Origin of the sequence: Pedobacter steynii (assembly GCF_001721645.1) — a bacterium.
Classification (GTDB): domain Bacteria; phylum Bacteroidota; class Bacteroidia; order Sphingobacteriales; family Sphingobacteriaceae; genus Pedobacter; species Pedobacter steynii_A.
The window spans coordinates 5,970,790-5,988,985 of sequence record NZ_CP017141.1 but is presented as its reverse complement, the minus strand read 5'-3'; the positions used below and the strand labels follow the sequence as shown (position 1 = coordinate 5,988,985).

At 40.1% G+C, this 18,196-nt stretch carries 14 protein-coding genes; 12 read left to right on the top strand and 2 right to left on the bottom strand.

The features are described 5' to 3' along the window. Positions 1-161: 161 nt before the first annotated feature. Positions 162-1,448, top strand: coding sequence for a retropepsin-like aspartic protease (locus BFS30_RS24840; RefSeq protein WP_069381767.1), 1,287 nt, complete (start codon positions 162-164; stop codon positions 1,446-1,448). A gap of 365 nt (positions 1,449-1,813) precedes the next feature. Here the strand turns inward: BFS30_RS24840 and BFS30_RS24835 are convergent, their stop codons facing one another. Beyond that, positions 1,814-3,697, bottom strand: a complete 1,884-nt coding sequence (locus BFS30_RS24835; RefSeq protein WP_069381766.1) for a LamG-like jellyroll fold domain-containing protein — start codon at positions 3,695-3,697, stop codon at positions 1,814-1,816. A 378-nt stretch (positions 3,698-4,075) separates the two neighbouring features. Here BFS30_RS24835 and BFS30_RS24830 point away from each other — a divergent pair, with 378 nt between their 5' ends. The 10 genes from BFS30_RS24830 to BFS30_RS24785 all read left to right on the top strand — a co-directional run bounded on the left by BFS30_RS24830 (position 4,076) and on the right by BFS30_RS24785 (position 15,552). Next, complete coding sequence (locus BFS30_RS24830) at positions 4,076-4,660, top strand: RNA polymerase sigma factor (protein WP_069381765.1); 585 nt, start codon at positions 4,076-4,078, stop codon at positions 4,658-4,660. A gap of 133 nt (positions 4,661-4,793) precedes the next feature. Beyond that, positions 4,794-5,420, top strand: a complete 627-nt coding sequence (locus BFS30_RS24825) for a hypothetical protein (RefSeq protein WP_069381764.1) — start codon at positions 4,794-4,796, stop codon at positions 5,418-5,420. A gap of 28 nt (positions 5,421-5,448) precedes the next feature. Beyond that, complete coding sequence (locus BFS30_RS24820) at positions 5,449-6,570, top strand: trypsin-like serine protease (RefSeq protein WP_069381763.1); 1,122 nt, start codon at positions 5,449-5,451, stop codon at positions 6,568-6,570. Positions 6,571-6,608: 38 nt separating this feature from the next. After that, positions 6,609-7,013 (top strand): META domain-containing protein, encoded by a 405-nt coding sequence (locus tag BFS30_RS24815; RefSeq protein WP_167353195.1) that lies wholly within the window; start codon positions 6,609-6,611, stop codon positions 7,011-7,013. A gap of 47 nt (positions 7,014-7,060) precedes the next feature. Then, positions 7,061-7,501 (top strand): hypothetical protein, encoded by a 441-nt coding sequence (locus BFS30_RS24810; RefSeq protein WP_069381761.1) that lies wholly within the window; start codon positions 7,061-7,063, stop codon positions 7,499-7,501. Positions 7,502-7,537: 36 nt separating this feature from the next. Beyond that, complete coding sequence (locus BFS30_RS24805; protein ID WP_069381760.1) at positions 7,538-8,521, top strand: FecR family protein; 984 nt, start codon at positions 7,538-7,540, stop codon at positions 8,519-8,521. 94 nt (positions 8,522-8,615) lie between these two features. Further along, on the top strand, positions 8,616-11,231 hold the full coding sequence (locus BFS30_RS24800) for a TonB-dependent receptor domain-containing protein (RefSeq protein WP_069381759.1): 2,616 nt from the start codon (positions 8,616-8,618) through the stop codon (positions 11,229-11,231). A gap of 59 nt (positions 11,232-11,290) precedes the next feature. After that, positions 11,291-12,148: a DUF4249 domain-containing protein gene (locus tag BFS30_RS24795; RefSeq protein ID WP_069381758.1), complete on the top strand. Its 858-nt coding sequence runs from the start codon at positions 11,291-11,293 to the stop codon at positions 12,146-12,148. Positions 12,149-12,190: 42 nt separating this feature from the next. After that, the gene (locus BFS30_RS24790) at positions 12,191-13,534 is read left to right on the top strand and encodes a zinc-dependent metalloprotease (protein ID WP_069381757.1); all 1,344 of its coding nucleotides are present in this window, start codon (positions 12,191-12,193) and stop codon (positions 13,532-13,534) included. Positions 13,535-13,740: 206 nt separating this feature from the next. Beyond that, positions 13,741-15,552 carry a T9SS type A sorting domain-containing protein gene (locus BFS30_RS24785; RefSeq protein WP_083252229.1) on the top strand — a complete coding sequence of 604 codons (1,812 nt, stop codon included), beginning with the start codon at positions 13,741-13,743 and terminating at the stop codon, positions 15,550-15,552. A 736-nt stretch (positions 15,553-16,288) separates the two neighbouring features. Here the strand turns inward: BFS30_RS24785 and BFS30_RS24775 are convergent. After that, the gene (locus BFS30_RS24775) at positions 16,289-16,519 is read right to left on the bottom strand and encodes a hypothetical protein (RefSeq protein ID WP_157263047.1); all 231 of its coding nucleotides are present in this window, start codon (positions 16,517-16,519) and stop codon (positions 16,289-16,291) included. Positions 16,520-17,450: 931 nt separating this feature from the next. On the opposite strand from BFS30_RS24775, the gene BFS30_RS24765 reads away from it, so the two are divergent. Beyond that, positions 17,451-18,080, top strand: coding sequence for a hypothetical protein (locus BFS30_RS24765; RefSeq protein WP_157263046.1), 630 nt, complete (start codon positions 17,451-17,453; stop codon positions 18,078-18,080). The last annotated feature ends 116 nt before the right edge of the window (positions 18,081-18,196 follow it).

Genomic DNA, 18,196 nt, shown 5'->3' with positions numbered 1-18,196 from the left:
GTTGAAATGTTTTTTTGTTTTCTTCAACACCGTCGAATTGGTAATTGTTTTAAATTTAAAGTATATACCTGCTTTAATCAGGTGTTAAGTGTGATTTCTAAAATTTTAAGGTGATTTGTGTCGTACGGAATGATTAGATTTAATAAATTAATAAAATTACCATGAAGAATTCCGGTACTATTATGAAGGTGATACATATGGTGGTATGGTTTGTTATGTTGTTGGTATCTTTTACCAGCTTCGGCCAGACTCATCATTCTGCGTTTGATGTCCTATATGAGCAGATCAATCAAAAGAATTTTTTTAAACTCAACCAGCTTTTTGCCAGAACGAATAGCAAATTACCCATTGCGCACCAGTATTTTATAGGGGCGGTGCTCGACAATGCTTTTAACAAGCCCGAGGAATCCAACCGGAAAATTCTGAAACTGGAAGCCTCAAAAGCCATACTTCCGGATTCACTGATGCTTAAAGTCCGGCTTATTAAAGAGGACAACTGCATGAAGCAGTACGATTATGCGGGCGCAAAGAATGCCGTGCAAACTGCCCTCAACCAATATCCTGACTTACTTACAGCGGATGAAAAAAATGACTTAAGAAATAACCTGAAAATATGGACTGCCCTGGAGCATGAACTCCGACAACAGGTTTCCATTAATGGCAGCACCCGTCTTAAGATGGAAAAAGACATTGCAGGCTTAAAAAACCTGAAAGTAAATACAGGAAAAGATACCATGAACTTTATTTTTGATACAGGAGCTAATATTTCTACGGTTTCAGCATCCGCTGCCAGGCGCTTAAAAATGAAGGTCATCTCTGCTGGTATTGATGTGGATGCAGTTACCGGCATTTCTGTTAAAGCAGATCTTGCCGTTTGTAAAAAACTGGTCCTGGGGAATGTTACAGTGGAAAATGCTGTATTTCTTGTATTTGCGGACAGTGCACTTCGCTTTCCGCAAATCAACTATCAGATCAACGGCATTCTTGGGTTTCCTGTTATTGAGGCTTTAAATGAAGTACAGCTGACACAAGACGATTATTTTATTGTGCCATATGAGGATACAAAAATCAATATGCAATCGAATATGGCAATTGACGGCCTGACTCCGCTCATTTACATAGATGGAAGACATTTTACTTTTGATACCGGTGCCGATAAAACGATGTTATATGCGCCATTTTATCAGGAAAATAAAAAAAACATTGACAAGCAGTACCAGTCCGTTAAGATTGGTATGGGCGGTGCCGGCGGAAAGATTGAGCATGAGGGATTCAAAGTGAATCACACCTTCCATATATTGGGAAGGCAGGTTCCCCTTAAGAATGTTAGTTTATTAAAAGCTAAAATCAATAAAGAAACTGTTTATGGAAACATAGGACAGGATGTGATTCGTCAATTCAGCAAAATGATCCTGAATTTTAACCAGATGTTTATTAAGTTCGATTAATATCATTGGCTATATCTTCAAGGTATTAGAGATAAAACGCAAAAAGCCCCAGATTTCTCTGAGGCTTTTCGTGATCCCGCTGGGACTCGAATTCACTAATTAAGTCACTATTATTAAGAGTGTTACAAACATAGGTACCCTTAAAGTTACCCTTGTTGTTTGTTTATGATTGTTTAACTTTATACAAGAACTTTTTGCAGAGCTAAGATACAAATATCATTCTTTAATCCCAAAAAAATATCCTTCCTAGCCTTTAGCAAAAAGTAGTAAACCTACATTTCGAACGCTACCGCTTCTGTATGATGTTTAGTTTGCTTTTCCTCTATAGTTCCGAACTAAGGTGATCGGGTAAATTAACCTCAGCGTTAATACTTCAGTAATTTAATCCTTAGTGATTTTCCGGCTTTATGTAACGCTACAATATACACGCCGGCAGGGTATGCTGAAATATCAAGGTAGAATTTATTACCCTCTAGTTCCTTTTGCTCCGATAAAAGCTGTCCGGCAATATTTATCACACTGATATTTGCATGTTTTATATAACGGTTAGTAGTGATGATTACTTTGCCGGTGGTCGGATTCGGACTAAGTGTCAATGACTCGCAAATCGGAGCGTTTATATCTGCTCGTTTTTCAATACCTTTTCGCAGTGCAAATGAATTAGTTTGTCCGCTTGTGTCAGGATACGATTGGTAAAACGCTGAAATCTCTTCTTGTGTTAAAGCACGATCATAGAAAAATAATTCGTCAATGGCCACCGCATTACCTACAAATGTCGCATTGGTGGAGGATTGAAGCGGTCCCTTTCCTGTTTTTCCTACAAAGACACCATTTACATATAGCTTTGTCGAATCTCCATCAAAAGTACCTACCACATGAATGGGCCCCGGAGAATTAAATGTGTATTGAATCTTTAATCCGGCTGAATTGGCCTGAGAAAGGTGTAAATTATGTACGCCCTCTGTAATTGTGTCTGAAAATAAGAAATCACCACCATTCATTTGAAGCATTCTTTGACTGTCTGTACTGTCAGTTTCGCACCATACGGCAAATGACCGTTCATTCATGTTTGTGAAAGGAAAATGATAAACAGCGACATTTTCAGGAATCATGCTTTTAGAACAAATTCCATCGCCGTCAAATCTACTACCTAAATTAGTATATATATCTACTTGGCTAATTTCGTCCCTAAAATTATTATCAAAACGATAATACGCCAAAGGAGTTGTAGGAATTGTCGCACACTCACTAAATGGAGGTAATGTATAATAAGCATAATAAATCCGAAAAGCGCCAAATAATCCTATTAATCCTCCATTTAAAGAAATCTCAATTCGGTCAAATGTATTTCCAGGAATAAATTCAATACTTCCAAGGGTAGAATCAGTATTTATGCTGATACTAAGACTGTCAATTTTTCTTTTATCGTTATTGGCAACATTACCTAAGAATGACTCAACCGTCACATTCCCCAATAGCCTTATAAATAACCCTTGAGCGTTACCTACTCGTAGCGTCACTTTTGATGTAGTTCCATCCGCTGTGTCTGGAAATATAAGTTTCTGTTTCACACTGCCTCCTATTAAACTGGTTCCAAGGACCAATGACGAATAGTCAGCACTATTGCTGCCTAAGGCACCCGCGGGATTTTCGACAGAACATAAACCACATGGAAACTGGACATTATGTGTTTCACCTGCAGCATAAATCACTTCAATCAATTTATAGGCATGATAAATACGGAAATTTGAAAATGCATTAATTTGTTCGCTTCTTAAATAAATCTCTACCCGATCGAATTCTTTATGTGGAAAAAACTCAATATCTGCGTTTAGAGAGTCTGATTCAAACAAACCAATAAGATTGGCAACTGTTGTGGTGTCGTTATTAGCTACGTTGCCTAAGAAAGATTGAATCCTAATATCCTGTTGTAGTTCCGGAGTTAAGGCATTTCCATTACCTATCCGGATTACGACCTTAGCAATGGAAGCAGGTGCTGATTCGTCAAAAATGAGTGTTTGCTTGATACCCGTGCCCGGTGTAGCCCCACCAAGGGACAATGTTGAATAACTGGTATCCTCAATTCCTACCGCGCCATCTGGATTTTGAATGCTGCATTGAGAGCAGGGCTGCAATACTACATTGGATTGACTTGTAGCAAATGCCTTATCTTGGCCATATATGCGGGAAGAGAATATTAGCAACAGAAATACTGAAAGATAGATGACAGATTTCAAATTAAGCGTCATACAGAAAGATTTTTAGTGTTAGAATTAAGGAAGGATATAATCTAAGACTGAGACATACATTTTAGTACGGTTCCCAATAAAGGTAATAGTAAAGTTTAGATTAATTTACAGACAAAAACCACGAATTATTTATGATTTTAAATAGGGGGCTTGGCCGATCAAACTTAAACCAACGGACCTAATTGTGTGGAAGTAATTAAAAAAAACATTATTGGCTAAGAGAATCTAAGGGTTCGTTAGCACGTCCTGATTGTTTTTAAATAAGAACCGAATAGTACGATAAGATTAATATTATATTTAAAATAGATTTACCTTTCCATTCTGTTTGGCAATAGAGATGATTGCTATTTTTCCCTGGACCACTTATTTATATCTGAAATGGAGCATTTATGGCATTTAGTCCAAAAAGGTGATGCCACCGCTTTTGGGGATATATATGATCTCCATTGGGAAACTATTTATCATACCATATACTGGCGTGTATGTGATGAAGATATAGCCAAAGACCTGCTTCAAGACATTTTCATATCTCTTTGGGAAAAGCGGGAATCCATTCTTATTACCGGAAGCATTGAGGCCTATCTCAGAGTTATGGCCCGCAACCGGGTAATTAATCATTTTAAATCAGAATCTATCCGGCAAGGACACACCAATGCCGCCGGCTATCATCTGCCAAGCTCCACCTATTCAACAGAAGAACTACTGGCAGCAAAGGAAATGAACGAACATTATCAGAGAAGTATCACACAACTGCCTGAAAAAATGCGTGAAATCTATATTTTAAGCCGGGAGAAAGGGCTTGATATTGAACAAATTTCACTTCATCTTTCCCTCTCACCCCAGACCGTAAAAAATCAACTTACGGCTGCCACAAAAAAAATAAGGGCAGTATTAGCCCCTTTTATGCAAAATCCCGATACGGATTCCAGACGGTTTGCTATCTTCTTTTTTGTTTGCGCATAAATTTTAGAAAAAAAATTATGGATTGGCATAGTACTTCCCCTTGTGAGGGATGTGTTGTATTTAGAAAAACTAGTATTTTCTATTTCGTCCAAGGCGCCAGGGCATAATTAATCATCTAAAAAATTAAAACAAAATGAATCGTAAAGCATTGTTCCTCCTTCTATTCGCAGGCATACAACTTGCAACACAGTCAATAACCATTGCGCAAACGACTAACAACAGGCCGGCAGCAGGAGTTGAAAAAAATCAATACAAAATCAATTTCCTGATGCCCGGTTTAGGGTTCGAACACGGATTATCGGATAAAATAACTATCGGTGCCAATTTAGGCGTTAGCCCAGTCACGTATGAGCGGAAACTCAAATTGGCGAATGGTACAGAAAAAAATGAAAGCGTACTGATGGGCGCATTACAATTGGAAGCCCAGGGTCGTTACTACTACAACCTCAACAAAAGAGCTCGTAAAGGACTCAATACATCAGGTAACTCCGGCAATTACTTCGCACTCTCCTCCTGCGCTTCCAGAAACCTCTTCACCCTATACGATGAGGGTAAAAAGAAGAATGGCAGTGCAGAAACAAATAACAATATAATGCCGGATAAATACAGCTATAATGTTGGTCTTTTGTGGGGACTGCAAAGGACTTACAATAACCTGTTCCTTAATCTTGAAGCAGGGGTAATCTACCAGATGGGAAACGGGCAGAACACCTTTGCTCCTGGTCTTAATCTCAAAGCAGGTTATATATTATTCCGCTAATGCAGTTAAAGTTTAAAAACAGACGTACATGAAAAAAGCAATTTTAGCGTTTATCGCGATAGGGTTTATAGTACTCAATAGCAACAAGCCTTGTTCTGCACAACAATTCTGGATTGTTGGTGGTCAGGAAGCCAGTGAGGGCCAGTTCCCCTGGATCGGAGACATGAGAATTCCTGACGGGCATTTTTGCGGTGCGGCGCTAATTCATCCCAGGTGGGCCATTACAGCAGGGCACTGTGTAGATACCTCTGTAATCCCTCTTGCCGGCACGACCATCAGGTTCAATAGTGTTAACACAATTAACGCACTCAATCCGGGCGGAGGTGTAGAAGCAGAAGTAAAAGCATTTTTCCCGCATCAGCTTTTCAGTCTGACCACAGCAAACCCAGCAGGAGGTTATGATATCGGCCTGGTATTGCTTAAGCAACCGGTAACTTCGATTACCCCGATCAGCCTGCCTGCAACCAGCGACATGGCAACAGTCTACCAAACCGGAGCACCGGTAAAAATGGCTGGCTGGGGTGTCAAAGACACTTTTTCGGGAGATATATCCTTCAACATGAAATGGTGTAATACAAAAGTATATGACCATAATATCTGTGACAGCCTTACCACGGCTATTTATAATACGAGTTTGAGTAATAATGTTTTTTGTGCAGGTTATAAAGCAGGTGAAGTCCAGGCCGGCTCGGCAGCAGGAGATAGCGGTGGTCCGGTATGGATAGAACAGCCGGGAGGTGGTAAAAAGATAATCGGCGTAGTAAGTGGTGGCTTTGACGAAACAACCCTTCAGGACGAACCGGGACTATTTACCAAGCTGGCCGCTTACCGCCCCTGGATTGATTCCGTAATGAATGCCAATGATCCGGCAACGTCTATAAGCCAATTAAGTTGGAACGGGGAAGAGATAAAGGTGGGTAGTGACGGCAGCAACATCAACCTTATTTTAGGGGACCTGAAGACGGGCAATGTAATGGTGCGCTTATACAATATCGAAGGCAAAATAGCTTACCACGTTGCTATTGCCAACCCTTCATTTAAAAGCTACCTGATCAATACAACCGGTATGCCGCAAGGCGTTTACCTGTTACGTATTTCGGACAAAGATGGGAAAAGCTTCACCAGGAAATTAGTCAATGCTACGCGATGAAAATGAAAACCGGTATAATCAACCCAATTATATTTCCAATGCTGCTCTTATGTCTTCATTTATCTGCCGCAGGGCAATCCAAGACGGTAGTAAAAGAACAGATAACCGGCATATTCTGGCAGGTTGTTTCATTCGAAGACACAATTCCCTCCAGGGCGTCCGGGCAAAAGATGGGTATAACCCTAATGAATAACAACAAAATGTCCGGCTTCGCGCTTTGTAATAATATTTCCGGTACTTATTCCCTAAAACCCGCCCGGGGAATACTTCATTTTAAAAACATGAACATGACCTGGAGAGGTTGTGCCGGTGCGGTGCGGGCCGAGTACCACTTTTTAAATGCGCTGAAAATTACCACCCATTACCGCCTATCAAAAGATACGCTCGTATTATATGCTGGTAATAGAAGAATGATGTCACTATTAAAACAACAGGGCCAGTAGTTGAGCCCCTTACTTAAGGAAATAAATTATCTAAAAAAAATCATCCAATGAATAAAAAATCAGTTTTCGCCATAGTTGCCATTTTGTCGATCTTATCCATTTTCAGTTTTTCCTGTAAAAAAGAAGACAAGGTCCCAACCCCAAAAGAACCTTCCTTTGCGGAGAAATTTTATAAAAAATGGAAACTGGATACTACTATCTATGTTATAGGGATCGATACGGAAACTACTCCGGGCGAGCCCGGGGATTATATGGAGTTCAAAAGTAATAGTAAATTTACCTATCATGTGGATGATACTACGGTCGAAGGGAATTTCCAGATCATCGGCAACAACAACGGACAGGTAAAATTAACGTTCCCGTCCGGTTATGAATTTGCAGACATTTTAAACCAGGTATATTCCATTACCATGATTACCTCCGAAAAATTAAACCTGTATTATAAGGGTAACAATACAGAAACTACCTTTATTATGAAGCAGAAATAAAAAATGTTTTTTTGAAACTGATAAATTTTCCACCTCATGGATGAATTAAAGATAAAGGAGTTACTCCGGGTCGACAGGCCGCTGACCGAAGAGGAGCAGGCATTACTGGAGCAGTGGTATGACCAGTTCCCTCAGCATGACGATCTTACCTTTAGTTCATCCATAGACAGGGAAAGGATAAAAACGGAAGTTAAGACCGCTGTCTATAAAGGCATACATCTCGCTTTGCCCAAACAAAATAACAAAGCAGTAAAATTCAGGTACAGCCGGAGTATTGCAGCAGCAGCAGCTATACTTATCCTGGGCTTTGGCGCCTGGATGTATTGGAGTACCACCCGTTTGACCGGTCCGGAAACGGAACAAACAGCTTACACCACAATCACTGCCCCTCAAGGCCTGGAAAACAAACTGGTTACCCTGCCTGATCGTTCAGAAGTATGGTTGATGGCCGGTACCACACTTAAGTTTCCACATCAGTTTGCAGGTAATAAACGGGAAGTGGAACTAGTCAACGGTATGGCTTTTTTCACCGTTGTCCGTAATGAAAACGCACCATTTACGGTAACCTCCGGTGATGTCCGCACAACGGTATTGGGTACATCATTCAACATCAGTGCTTACACAAAGTCAGACCAGGTAGCGGTAAGTGTAGTTACCGGAAAGGTGAAAGTTGCTGCCACCAAACGGGACCTTGGTACGATAACACCTGATCAGCAAATTATGTATTCAAAAACATCAGGCGAAAGCAAACAACAAAGTATAAATGCACACCAGCTTGTGGATTGGGTTAACGGGAACGTGATGTTTAACAATGCCGACATTAGTGAAGTAGCAGAAATCATAGAAGCAATTTATAAAGTTAAATTGGTTTACGATAAAGGTGCCTTTTCAGGTTTGCAGTTCAATTTTAAATTTTCAAAACAATTGCCTTTAAAAGAACCGTTGAATATTCTCAGAGACCTTAGTGATGCGGATTATGAAATTCAAGGAGACAGGGTTGTTATCCGTAAGATAAACTAAGAGGACTAAAAAACAATCACAACCGATACAATAAATATTAACTGGCTAATACATTTTTATGCAAAAAAGGAGCATCAAATTATGCCTTGTCCTAATGTTTCTGACTGTAAGTATTTTCTTATGCTTCAACATTAATGCAGGGGCTCAACAGGCGGCGATTAATCTAAGTATTGATATCCCCTCCGGGAAGATGGAAGATGCAATCAGGCTGATAGAAAAGCAATATAAAATTACATTTGCTTACGAGAGCAGCATGCTCAAAGATGTTACTGTAAGGAAATTCCGGTTTAAAAATCAAAAGTTGTCCGTTATACTTACAGCATTGTTCCGGGAAACGGACCTGAGTTATGAAGAGAAGGGAAATAATATTATTATAAAAAAAAACGGCGGGCAGGAAAACAGGACCGGTCAGGAAAAACAGGGAAGGACCGGGGGAACCCTTAGCGGTTATATAGAAGATCCGGCCAGCGGCGAACGCCTGGTAGGTGTATCTATATATGTTTACGGTGCGGATGTGGGTACCACTTCCAATAATTATGGTTTTTACAGCATTGCACTACCCGGCAACCAGGCTCATGTAAGGCTTTCTTACCTTGGTTTTAAAACGATAGACACTACGGTACAGCTACAGGAAGATACAAGAGTGGTTTTCAGAATGCCCCAGGAACAAAGCACTTTGGAGGATGTTGTGATTACAGCCAGTAAGAGCCCGGAAATACAAAGGACGTCGCAAATGAGTAAAATGACGCTTTCTCCGGAACAGATAAAATCTATGCCTAAGTTCTTTGGCGAATCTGACGTCATGAAAACGTTACAACTGATGCCGGGTGTACAGCAGGGCAGCGAAGGCACTTCTGCCTTACTGGTTCGGGGCGGCTCTCCTGACCAGAACCTGATTTTACTGGATGGTGCTCCTTTGTATAATCCCTCTCACTTGCTGGGTGTATTTTCCACTTTTAATACCAGCACCATCAAGAATGTAGACTTGTATAAGGGCGCCTTCCCGGCACGTTTTGGAGGGAGACTTTCTTCTGTTGTGGATATAGTAACGAAAGACGGCAACCTCCATGAAATACACGGCGATTTTTCGATCGGGATATTAGCATCACAACTCACACTCGAAGGCCCCATTGTTAAGGGGAAGACTTCTTTCGTATTATCAGGAAGAAGGACTTATGCCGATCTGTTTGTCTCACCGTTGATGAAAGGGACTGCTGTTAATATAGATAAATTCGGATTGTATTTCTACGACCTTAATTTCAAAATGCAACACTTGTTATCGGAACGTGATCGCCTGGTACTAAGCCTGTATGCAGGCAAAGATAAACTCCGCATCAGGACAAAGGGCACCAACTACATAAATGATATGGCGCTTGGCTGGGGCAATTATAGCGGCACGCTGCGCTGGAACCATGTATTTTCAAAAAACCTGTTTGCCAATACTACATTGATTCTGTCGGACTATGCATTCGAAACCAGTAACAGGGATGAAAGAACCAGTATTGGCACTACAGCCAAACATGCCTTTACACTTAATTCCGGGATCAGGGACTACGGCGCTAAAACAGATTTCGATTACCGGCCGCATCCCGATCACAGCATCAGGGCCGGAGCCGGATATACCTGGCACGCCTTTACGCCGGGTGTTACCAGCGAAGTGCTGGAAGAAGATGGTAGTCAGGTGTCGCTGCAGGAAAGTAACAATAACAAAATATCAGGCACTGAGCTAGACGTTTATGCAGAAGATGACTGGAATGTAATGGACAAGCTTAAAGTAAACTACGGTCTGCACTGGAGCGGTTTTGCAACAGAGGGAAAATTTTACCATTACCTGCAGCCCCGGATCAGTGCACGGTATCTGCTACCCGGCGATTGGGGCCTGAAAGTTTCTTTTGCCCGGATGGCCCAGTATTTACACCTACTGGCCGGCAACTCCATCACCCTACCCACAGACTTATGGGTGCCTGCAACAAAAAAGGTACTGCCACAGCTTGCCAATCAATTTGCGATAGGGTTGGCACGCAATATTTTCAGCAACAAAATAGAATTTTCACTGGAGGGGTATTACAAAACTATGGATCATGTTATTGAATACAAAGAAGGTGAAGCCTACATAAATACAGCGGATAAAAACTGGAGTGATAAAATAGCAATGGGCAAAGGCAAAGCTTATGGTATGGAAGTAATGATACAGAAAAAAGAAGGGCGGCTTACCGGTTGGGTGGCTTATACCTTATCGCGAACCGAACGAACCATACCAGGCATTAATTTCGACAGGACATTCCCCTATAAGTATGACCGCCGGCACGACTTTAAAATAATCACCAGTTATAAACTGACGCCGGGTATAGAACTTAGCGGATCCTGGATATTCCAGTCTGCATCACCCTTTACCATTCCTGTGGGACAGTATGAAGGCGTCACTTCTTACGATGAATATGGCAACCCGGCAAATGCATTACCCAATATAACGGCCAGGAACAATTTCAGAATTGAATCCTACCACCGGCTGGACTTAAGTTTAAGTTTTATACGGAATAAGAAGAACGGTGTAATCCGGACCTGGAATATCAGTGTGTTTAATGCATACAACAGGAAAAACCCTTTCCTTTATTATTCCAAGTACAATGGTCTGACCAATACAAGTGACATGACCCGGCTCACCTTGCTGCCGGTTTTACCCAGTATTTCCTACAGTCTTAAGTTCTAAACGGCAGGGGCCATTTTCAATTTACTGCAACAATTCCTGACAGGTCTAATAAAAACAAAATGAAACATTTACGATCGCTGACCGCTATATTACTATCCTTTGTTGTTTCCCTTTCTTCCTGCGAAAAGAAGATAGACATCCCCTTACCACAAGGTGCGGAACAACTTGTGCTCAATGCTTTAATGAACAAGGATAGTATTATTTATGTTCGGCTCACTAAGCTTAACCCTGGTTTATCCGTGAATTTTAAAGAAGAGCAGGCCAAGGAAGTCAGGCTCTATGAAAATGGTGTATTTAAGGAAACGCTTTTTAAGGAAGAACGCAACGGACGCTTGTTTTACCGAAGCACGATTAATGCAGTTGAGGGATTCAGTTACAAAATCGAAGCAGAGATGGCAGAAGGAAAACTGGAGGGTGAGGACATTATTCCGGGCAGCGTTAGCGTCAGGCCTGGCAAACTAAGTCATGAGACTGATAACGAAGGTAACGAACAAACCAAACTTCAGTTTTCCCTAACCGATCAGGCGAATACCAGAAATTATTATCGTTTTAGGGTATTTCAACTCCATACATCTAACAATGATCCACTATTAAATTCGTTTTCCGTTGACGGAAAAACCGAATTGGGTAGCGACCTGACATTAAATACGGAATACACGGCTTTCTTTACAGATGATGAGTTATTCGATGCTCAGGATATGAGCTATACGTTATCCCTCAATTATACTACTGTTGATTCTGCTATAGTCGAAATAACGGCTTTGTCCGAAGCAAGCTATAAATACCTGAAAAGTTCTTACAACGCTGTAGAAAATGCGGGTAATCCTTTTGTTGAGCCTTCCTCGATATTCAGCAATATACAAAACGGGTTAGGTATAGTAGGCGGACTATGTGTAAAAAGAATAGTCATAAAATAACCGCATATTGATGCTTACACCTATTATTTTAAAAGTCAACTTATGATACGTAAAATTCTGTTCCTACTATTGATACTGCCGCTGCCTAAGCTTTCGGCCCAGGTATCCAATTCATACACCACACAGTGTGCCTCAGAGATGTATTGGAAAAAGCTTGAAAAGGAAAGTCCAGGCATCCGGCAGAAATATACTGATTACATCGCGGCAAAAAGGTTAAGCAATGTTGCGGCAAAACCTACCGGGGCTATTTATCGCATACCTGTTGTATTTCACGTACTATATTATGAACAGAACGGCATCGTAAAAGGTAATGTTCCGGATTCCACTTTGCAAGAGCAGATAGATATTTTGAATGATGCTTTTCGCAAAAGAAATGCAGATACTGTGATCCTGAGAACTGTTTTTAAGCCCTTGGTTGCAGACGCGGAAATTGAATTCTTCCTGGCAACCAAAGATCCCCAGGGCGCAAATACTAATGGTATTACAAGAACATCGACTACTATGAAGGGATTCGGGGGTGAAAGTAATAATAATTATTTTATCGATTCCATTGAAAGGATAAAGAAAACTGCTCTTGGAGGTAAAGATCCCTGGCCTGCGAATAGATACCTCAACATTTGGGTGTCCGATATGTCGACTAAGGAGAATGGTCAAAACGTGATCAGCGTTATCGGTTATGGTACACCTCCATTAAATCCACTGCCCTCAAACTGGGGCTTTGCTCCTTATTTAGACAACACGTTAGATGGCATTATCCTGCAATACCAATATGTCGGCGGTGAAAAAAGTCCATATCTGGCAACAGCGTCAACACATGGGGGAGGGAAAGGTCGTGTTGCAGTACACGAGGTTGGGCATTATTTAGGATTGGTTCATATTTTCGGAGGCTCATGTACATTGGGGGGTGACGATGGCATCAATGATACCCCATTGCAGTCTTCGGGAACTTCCACTCCCGATTCATTAAAAAACAGCTGTAATGCCGGGCAAGCCGGAGATTTACCTGATCTGTGGGAAAACTATATGGATTATACGCTTGATCCTTTTAGGGTGATGTTTACGAAAAGCCAAGTTGATTTTATGAGAGATATTCTTGAAAATCAGCGGGACACTCTGATTAACCAATACCCCACGGGTATTTCATATAAAGATGTCGAAGTTAATTCAATCATAGTTTATCCGCAACCGGCAAGAGAATACTTCAATATTGATTTTGAAGGAAACATAGAATCGATGATTTTAACGGATATGTTTGGCAAAACTGTAAAGAGCATTCACGATGGCAGCAGAATTATTAAAGTTGATGACTTGCCATCAGGAGTATATTTTTTGAAACTGCAATCGAATCAAGAATTTTATACCAGAAAGGTAATAATAGGACGTTAAATAAATTCTTTGATTCATCCTGCGAGAAAGTGCATGCGTATAAAAAGCAAAGTTATAATCCTTTAAGATCGATAATTTGTTTGGTGAATGACGTGCAAACTTTTATAAAAAAACATTTATTATCCACAAAAAATATTGTTCTTATTAATTAAATAGCGTTAGTCTAAAACTCCGAACAAAACATTTAAAAACATAAAATAGTAGATATGAAAAAAATAAGCCTAATCGTTTGCTACATTTCTTCCATGGTCATTACTGCAAATGCGCAGATTGGCGTAGGGGGCATTCCCGAAGGTATGCTACTGAAAGAGGAACAACAGTACATTTCTGTTACAAACGCAACTGCACCGGATTGGGAAAGCTTTATCAAAAAGGAGGAGACATTGCAAGCCCCTGATCTGGCTCAGCCTTTTACGATTGCTCTTTTTACTCCTTTGAATATCAGCTTCCCATCCTCAGGTACATTTAAACAATTGGAAAATGGTAAAATAATATGGTGTAGCCAGTTAAAGATTGAAAATGCTCCAGCCATAGGTTTGTATTATGATCGATTTCATCTACCGAAGGGAGTAAAATACTATATTACAAATGGTAATGGTAACCAAATATTGGGCGCTTTTACCGCAGCAAATAATACAGCGAGCGGTTTTTTTGCCACCGAAGCAATACAAGGTAGTGTTGTAAACCTGGAAATAGATATTGAATTTGGAGTAAATCTTGAAGATATAAATTTCCACATTGACCGCTCCGCCGTTTATTTCAGAGGGTATGAATATTTGCACCGGTATAGCAATCCAGTCGATTTTCTTGCTTCCGAAGCGGATTCCGCATTGGATGGAAGTTCCTCTGGCTGTATGATTAATGCGATCTGTCCGTTGGGGGCCAATAACGCCATACAGCGCAAAGCCTCTGTTCAGTTGTTGATTCCCCAAACCGTTGGGGGCGAGACGGCGCTTGGCGTTTGTTCAGGAACAATGGTGAATAGTGTCGAAAATACACCCACCAATTGCAAACCTTACCTGCTTACTGCCAGCCACTGCAATAGCAGTAATGATACTACATCGGATAAGTTTGACCAGACAATCATCCGCTTTAACTTTGAACGTGCCTTATGCACTGGAGGAATTATTCCGGAAGCAAAAACTATGACTGGGATTAACTTTATTTCAAGAAGTATACATACAAGCCCTCTTGCGTCAAATACTAAAGGGGATTTTTTGCTACTTGAACTCCGGCAAGTAATTCCAACCAGCTGGGATGTAACATTAGCAGGGTGGAATAACAGTGCTACAATCCCTTTAACAGCAACTGCCCCAGAAAAATTTACAGGTTTCCATCATCCAAGCGGAGACACAAAAAAGGTCTCATCTTCTCATGTTCTTGAGTCTAAAAGTCTTGGAATGCAGAATTCTCATTGGGGTACGCAACTCGATTCCGGTTATGTAGCAGGAGGATCATCGGGAAGCGGTCTATTTGACGGTAAGGGTAGGCAAATTGGCGTCCTTACTGGAGGAAACCCTAGCAATCTTGTGCCAGTAGTCTGTGAAGTAAATGGGAAAGGAGATCCTATTGATGTCAATGATATTGTATTTTACAGTAAATTTTCTTTTATCTGGGATTATTCAGTCGATGGTAATAATCCTAGAAGAAAATTAAAGCCCTGGCTGGATCCAGGCAATACAGGAACTATTATGATCGATGCCTTGCATTCTAATTGTACCAGTATAGGAGGTACAATGATACCTTCTGTCGAAGATGATTTGGCCAACTCGATTAGTATTTCACCTAATCCAACGTCCAACGGAAAGGTGATAGCAAGATTCAATCTTAAGCAAGCAATGGATCTAACTGTTGAGCTTTACGACATAACCGGCAAAAAACAGCAATCTGCCAAATTAAACAAAGTAAAATCAGGTTCTCATAGTTTTGATCTGAGTGACTACGCGAATGGGATGTATATTATTCGCTTTTTCGACGGTGCAACTTCCACTTCTAAAAAAATATTACTCGCCCGCTAATTAAAAATTATTTGTTGGGAATAACTAAATCAAGTTCAAAAGACACTTCAATCTGACCTGGAAACGCCACACTGTTCCGGTGCCATAAACCCAGGCGTATTGCTCATTTTAAAGTTCGCTTTTCATGGCAGGCCGAATATGTAGCGAATCACTGACATCGTCAACTTTAAACAGTTGGCGGGAATTATTTTATTTCTTTTTCCTGATCTTTTCACATCGAAGTTTGGGCCTGATAAAAAATGTATGCCCTTTAAGAAGCCGAAGGTTTTGTAAAGACAATGATAATCATCATGCAGGCTGAAACCAACTTCATTTTATTACCTCAAAAAAATAGGTTGTGTGTTGGGAATTGTGGACCTGATATCATTCAACAACACCACCTTTAATGGGTGGTGTTGTTGTTAGTTTATTACTTCCTTAAGTTTACATATTATAGGGCCAATCCAATCTTCAGGAATAGAAGTCATGAACGGGGATAAATTTTCATCTACATACATTCGCTTATCGCCCATTTTTACCTCCGCCATTTGACCATAGTCAGATTGTGCATGGAATTCGTAGGTAAAATAATGGTATTCGCCATATATGAGTACTGAGATTGTGCTAGATTTCATTAGATATAACCCTAAAAGAAATCTTGTGAGCGTTAAGGTGGTCACAATAAATAGTGCATACACCCGGGTTATTTATAAGGCGAGCATTCCAGATGATTGCAACCTACATTTCGCATTGGTTTTTATTTGGAGTTAGCTGCCATAATATCGACTACCGAGTCAACAATATCCTGAACTTTCTCCCAGCTTAATATCTGCTCATCGGTTAGCGCCGGAAATCCCAGATCCTGTAGCTTCTGCTCTACCGTGAATCCAACCAGGTTAATTTCATGGCGAGATAATCCGAGGTCATCGGCGAGGCTTGCCCACGGAGCAAGATAACGTTCAACTTTCTCTGTTGGACATGCTTCCAAGATACTGTCTAATACAATAAGCTCTATTTCTGATAGTTTTTTCACTAGTGAGTTTTAGGTTGAAAATTGAGCAAAAGGTTTCTCTTCGTTCTTCAACATGATCATACCTCCCGAATCCGACTATCTAAACGTATTATGCGATGAGAAACGGATGCATTTTGACTTGTTGCTTATTTAAATGTTTCCAAAAGTAACATTAATAGAATACTCGCAATATTGCTACTCGCTGCTGAAAGAACCTCGTTGCATTATTCAGTCGACCTTTTATTTTTCATTCGGGCAACTGGACGATCATCTAAAATTAGCGGTTTGGTCAATATGCTCCTTAGCAAATTTATAAGCCTGTGGTACTTGACCGGATGCTGCTTTAGCCATTTTCGCCATCTATTAAATATGATAGTGGTAGCGAAAAGCACGGCTGTAACTACTATGACATACTCATTGTGCAAGGTTGAAAAGCTATCGAAAATTAAGGACAAGATCACTAGTAAAGAACAAGCAGAGGTTAAGATTAATAGTAAAATTAGTGAGTGGAAAATCATAAACTGGTTTGCGATGGGATTCATAAATTAATGCACGTATTACCAAGTCAACTTGATTGTTGCTCATTCCTTTTAGAAACCTGGCCAACAAATCAAGCTGCTTATCCATTCCAGCACAACATTTCCTAATACCGATAATATGCAAATAAGCGAGATATTTCGCAAAGGTGTCATAGATAGTTTTTGATGATGTTAAGTAATAGAAATACAAGTATGTTCTTGTCAATGGACCGTAGACAGCAGCCAAACTGGTAGTTTGAACATATATCATAAATTTACGTTATCATCAGCGGAGAGGTTGGAAGGTTTACATTACACAAATTGAATAAGTTGCGTATATTCAGGTGTAGCCGTCTGATTCAAGAACATGAAATTAATGAACTAAAATTATGAAAGAAACTTATCTATACTTTATATTCATTTTGATTTCAGTCAAAATGGATTTATTCGCCCAAAATAAAAATAAAGACCATTATAATTACCAAGTAAGAGAAGAGGAAGGTGATTTAAACAATGATGGTAAAATGGACAAAATAACGGTGGAAATGGATACAATAAACGAAACAAGACCACTAAGATTACAAATTTTCCTATCTCAACCAAATGGAAGAAAATTAACTTTAGCGGTATCTTCGACCAAAATAATTGAACCACAATATCCCGTTGAAAACCAAGGGAAACATAATGAATACCAAATTCCTAATTTTTTCATTGAAAACGGGATTTTATCGATGTGGAGTGAAATTAAAGGAGGAAATATCACTTATGATTTTAAATATCGCAAAGGGAATTTCGAATTAATCAATGTAAAAAAGTTTATTATCAATGGTACCAAAGAGTATATTGATGAGAGTACCATCTTTACAGAAACTAATTTTGACTTAATTTCCGGGCTCAGGATCGAAACTGATGAGCAGTCAGGTTCAAAAAAAGCATTAAAGAAAAGAAATAAAGTTGTTTTAATTAGACCACTACCGAAAATACCGGATATGAAATTTTCTGATAAAAAATTGTATTAAAAACACTGAATCGTTAATATCGCTTGGCTGTGGCAACCCTGTACTCCAATATCCTTGGTCTTCTGCAAACTTTGCATAGCAAGGATCGCCTGACTTGAATGCGCGCTGGCGACTTA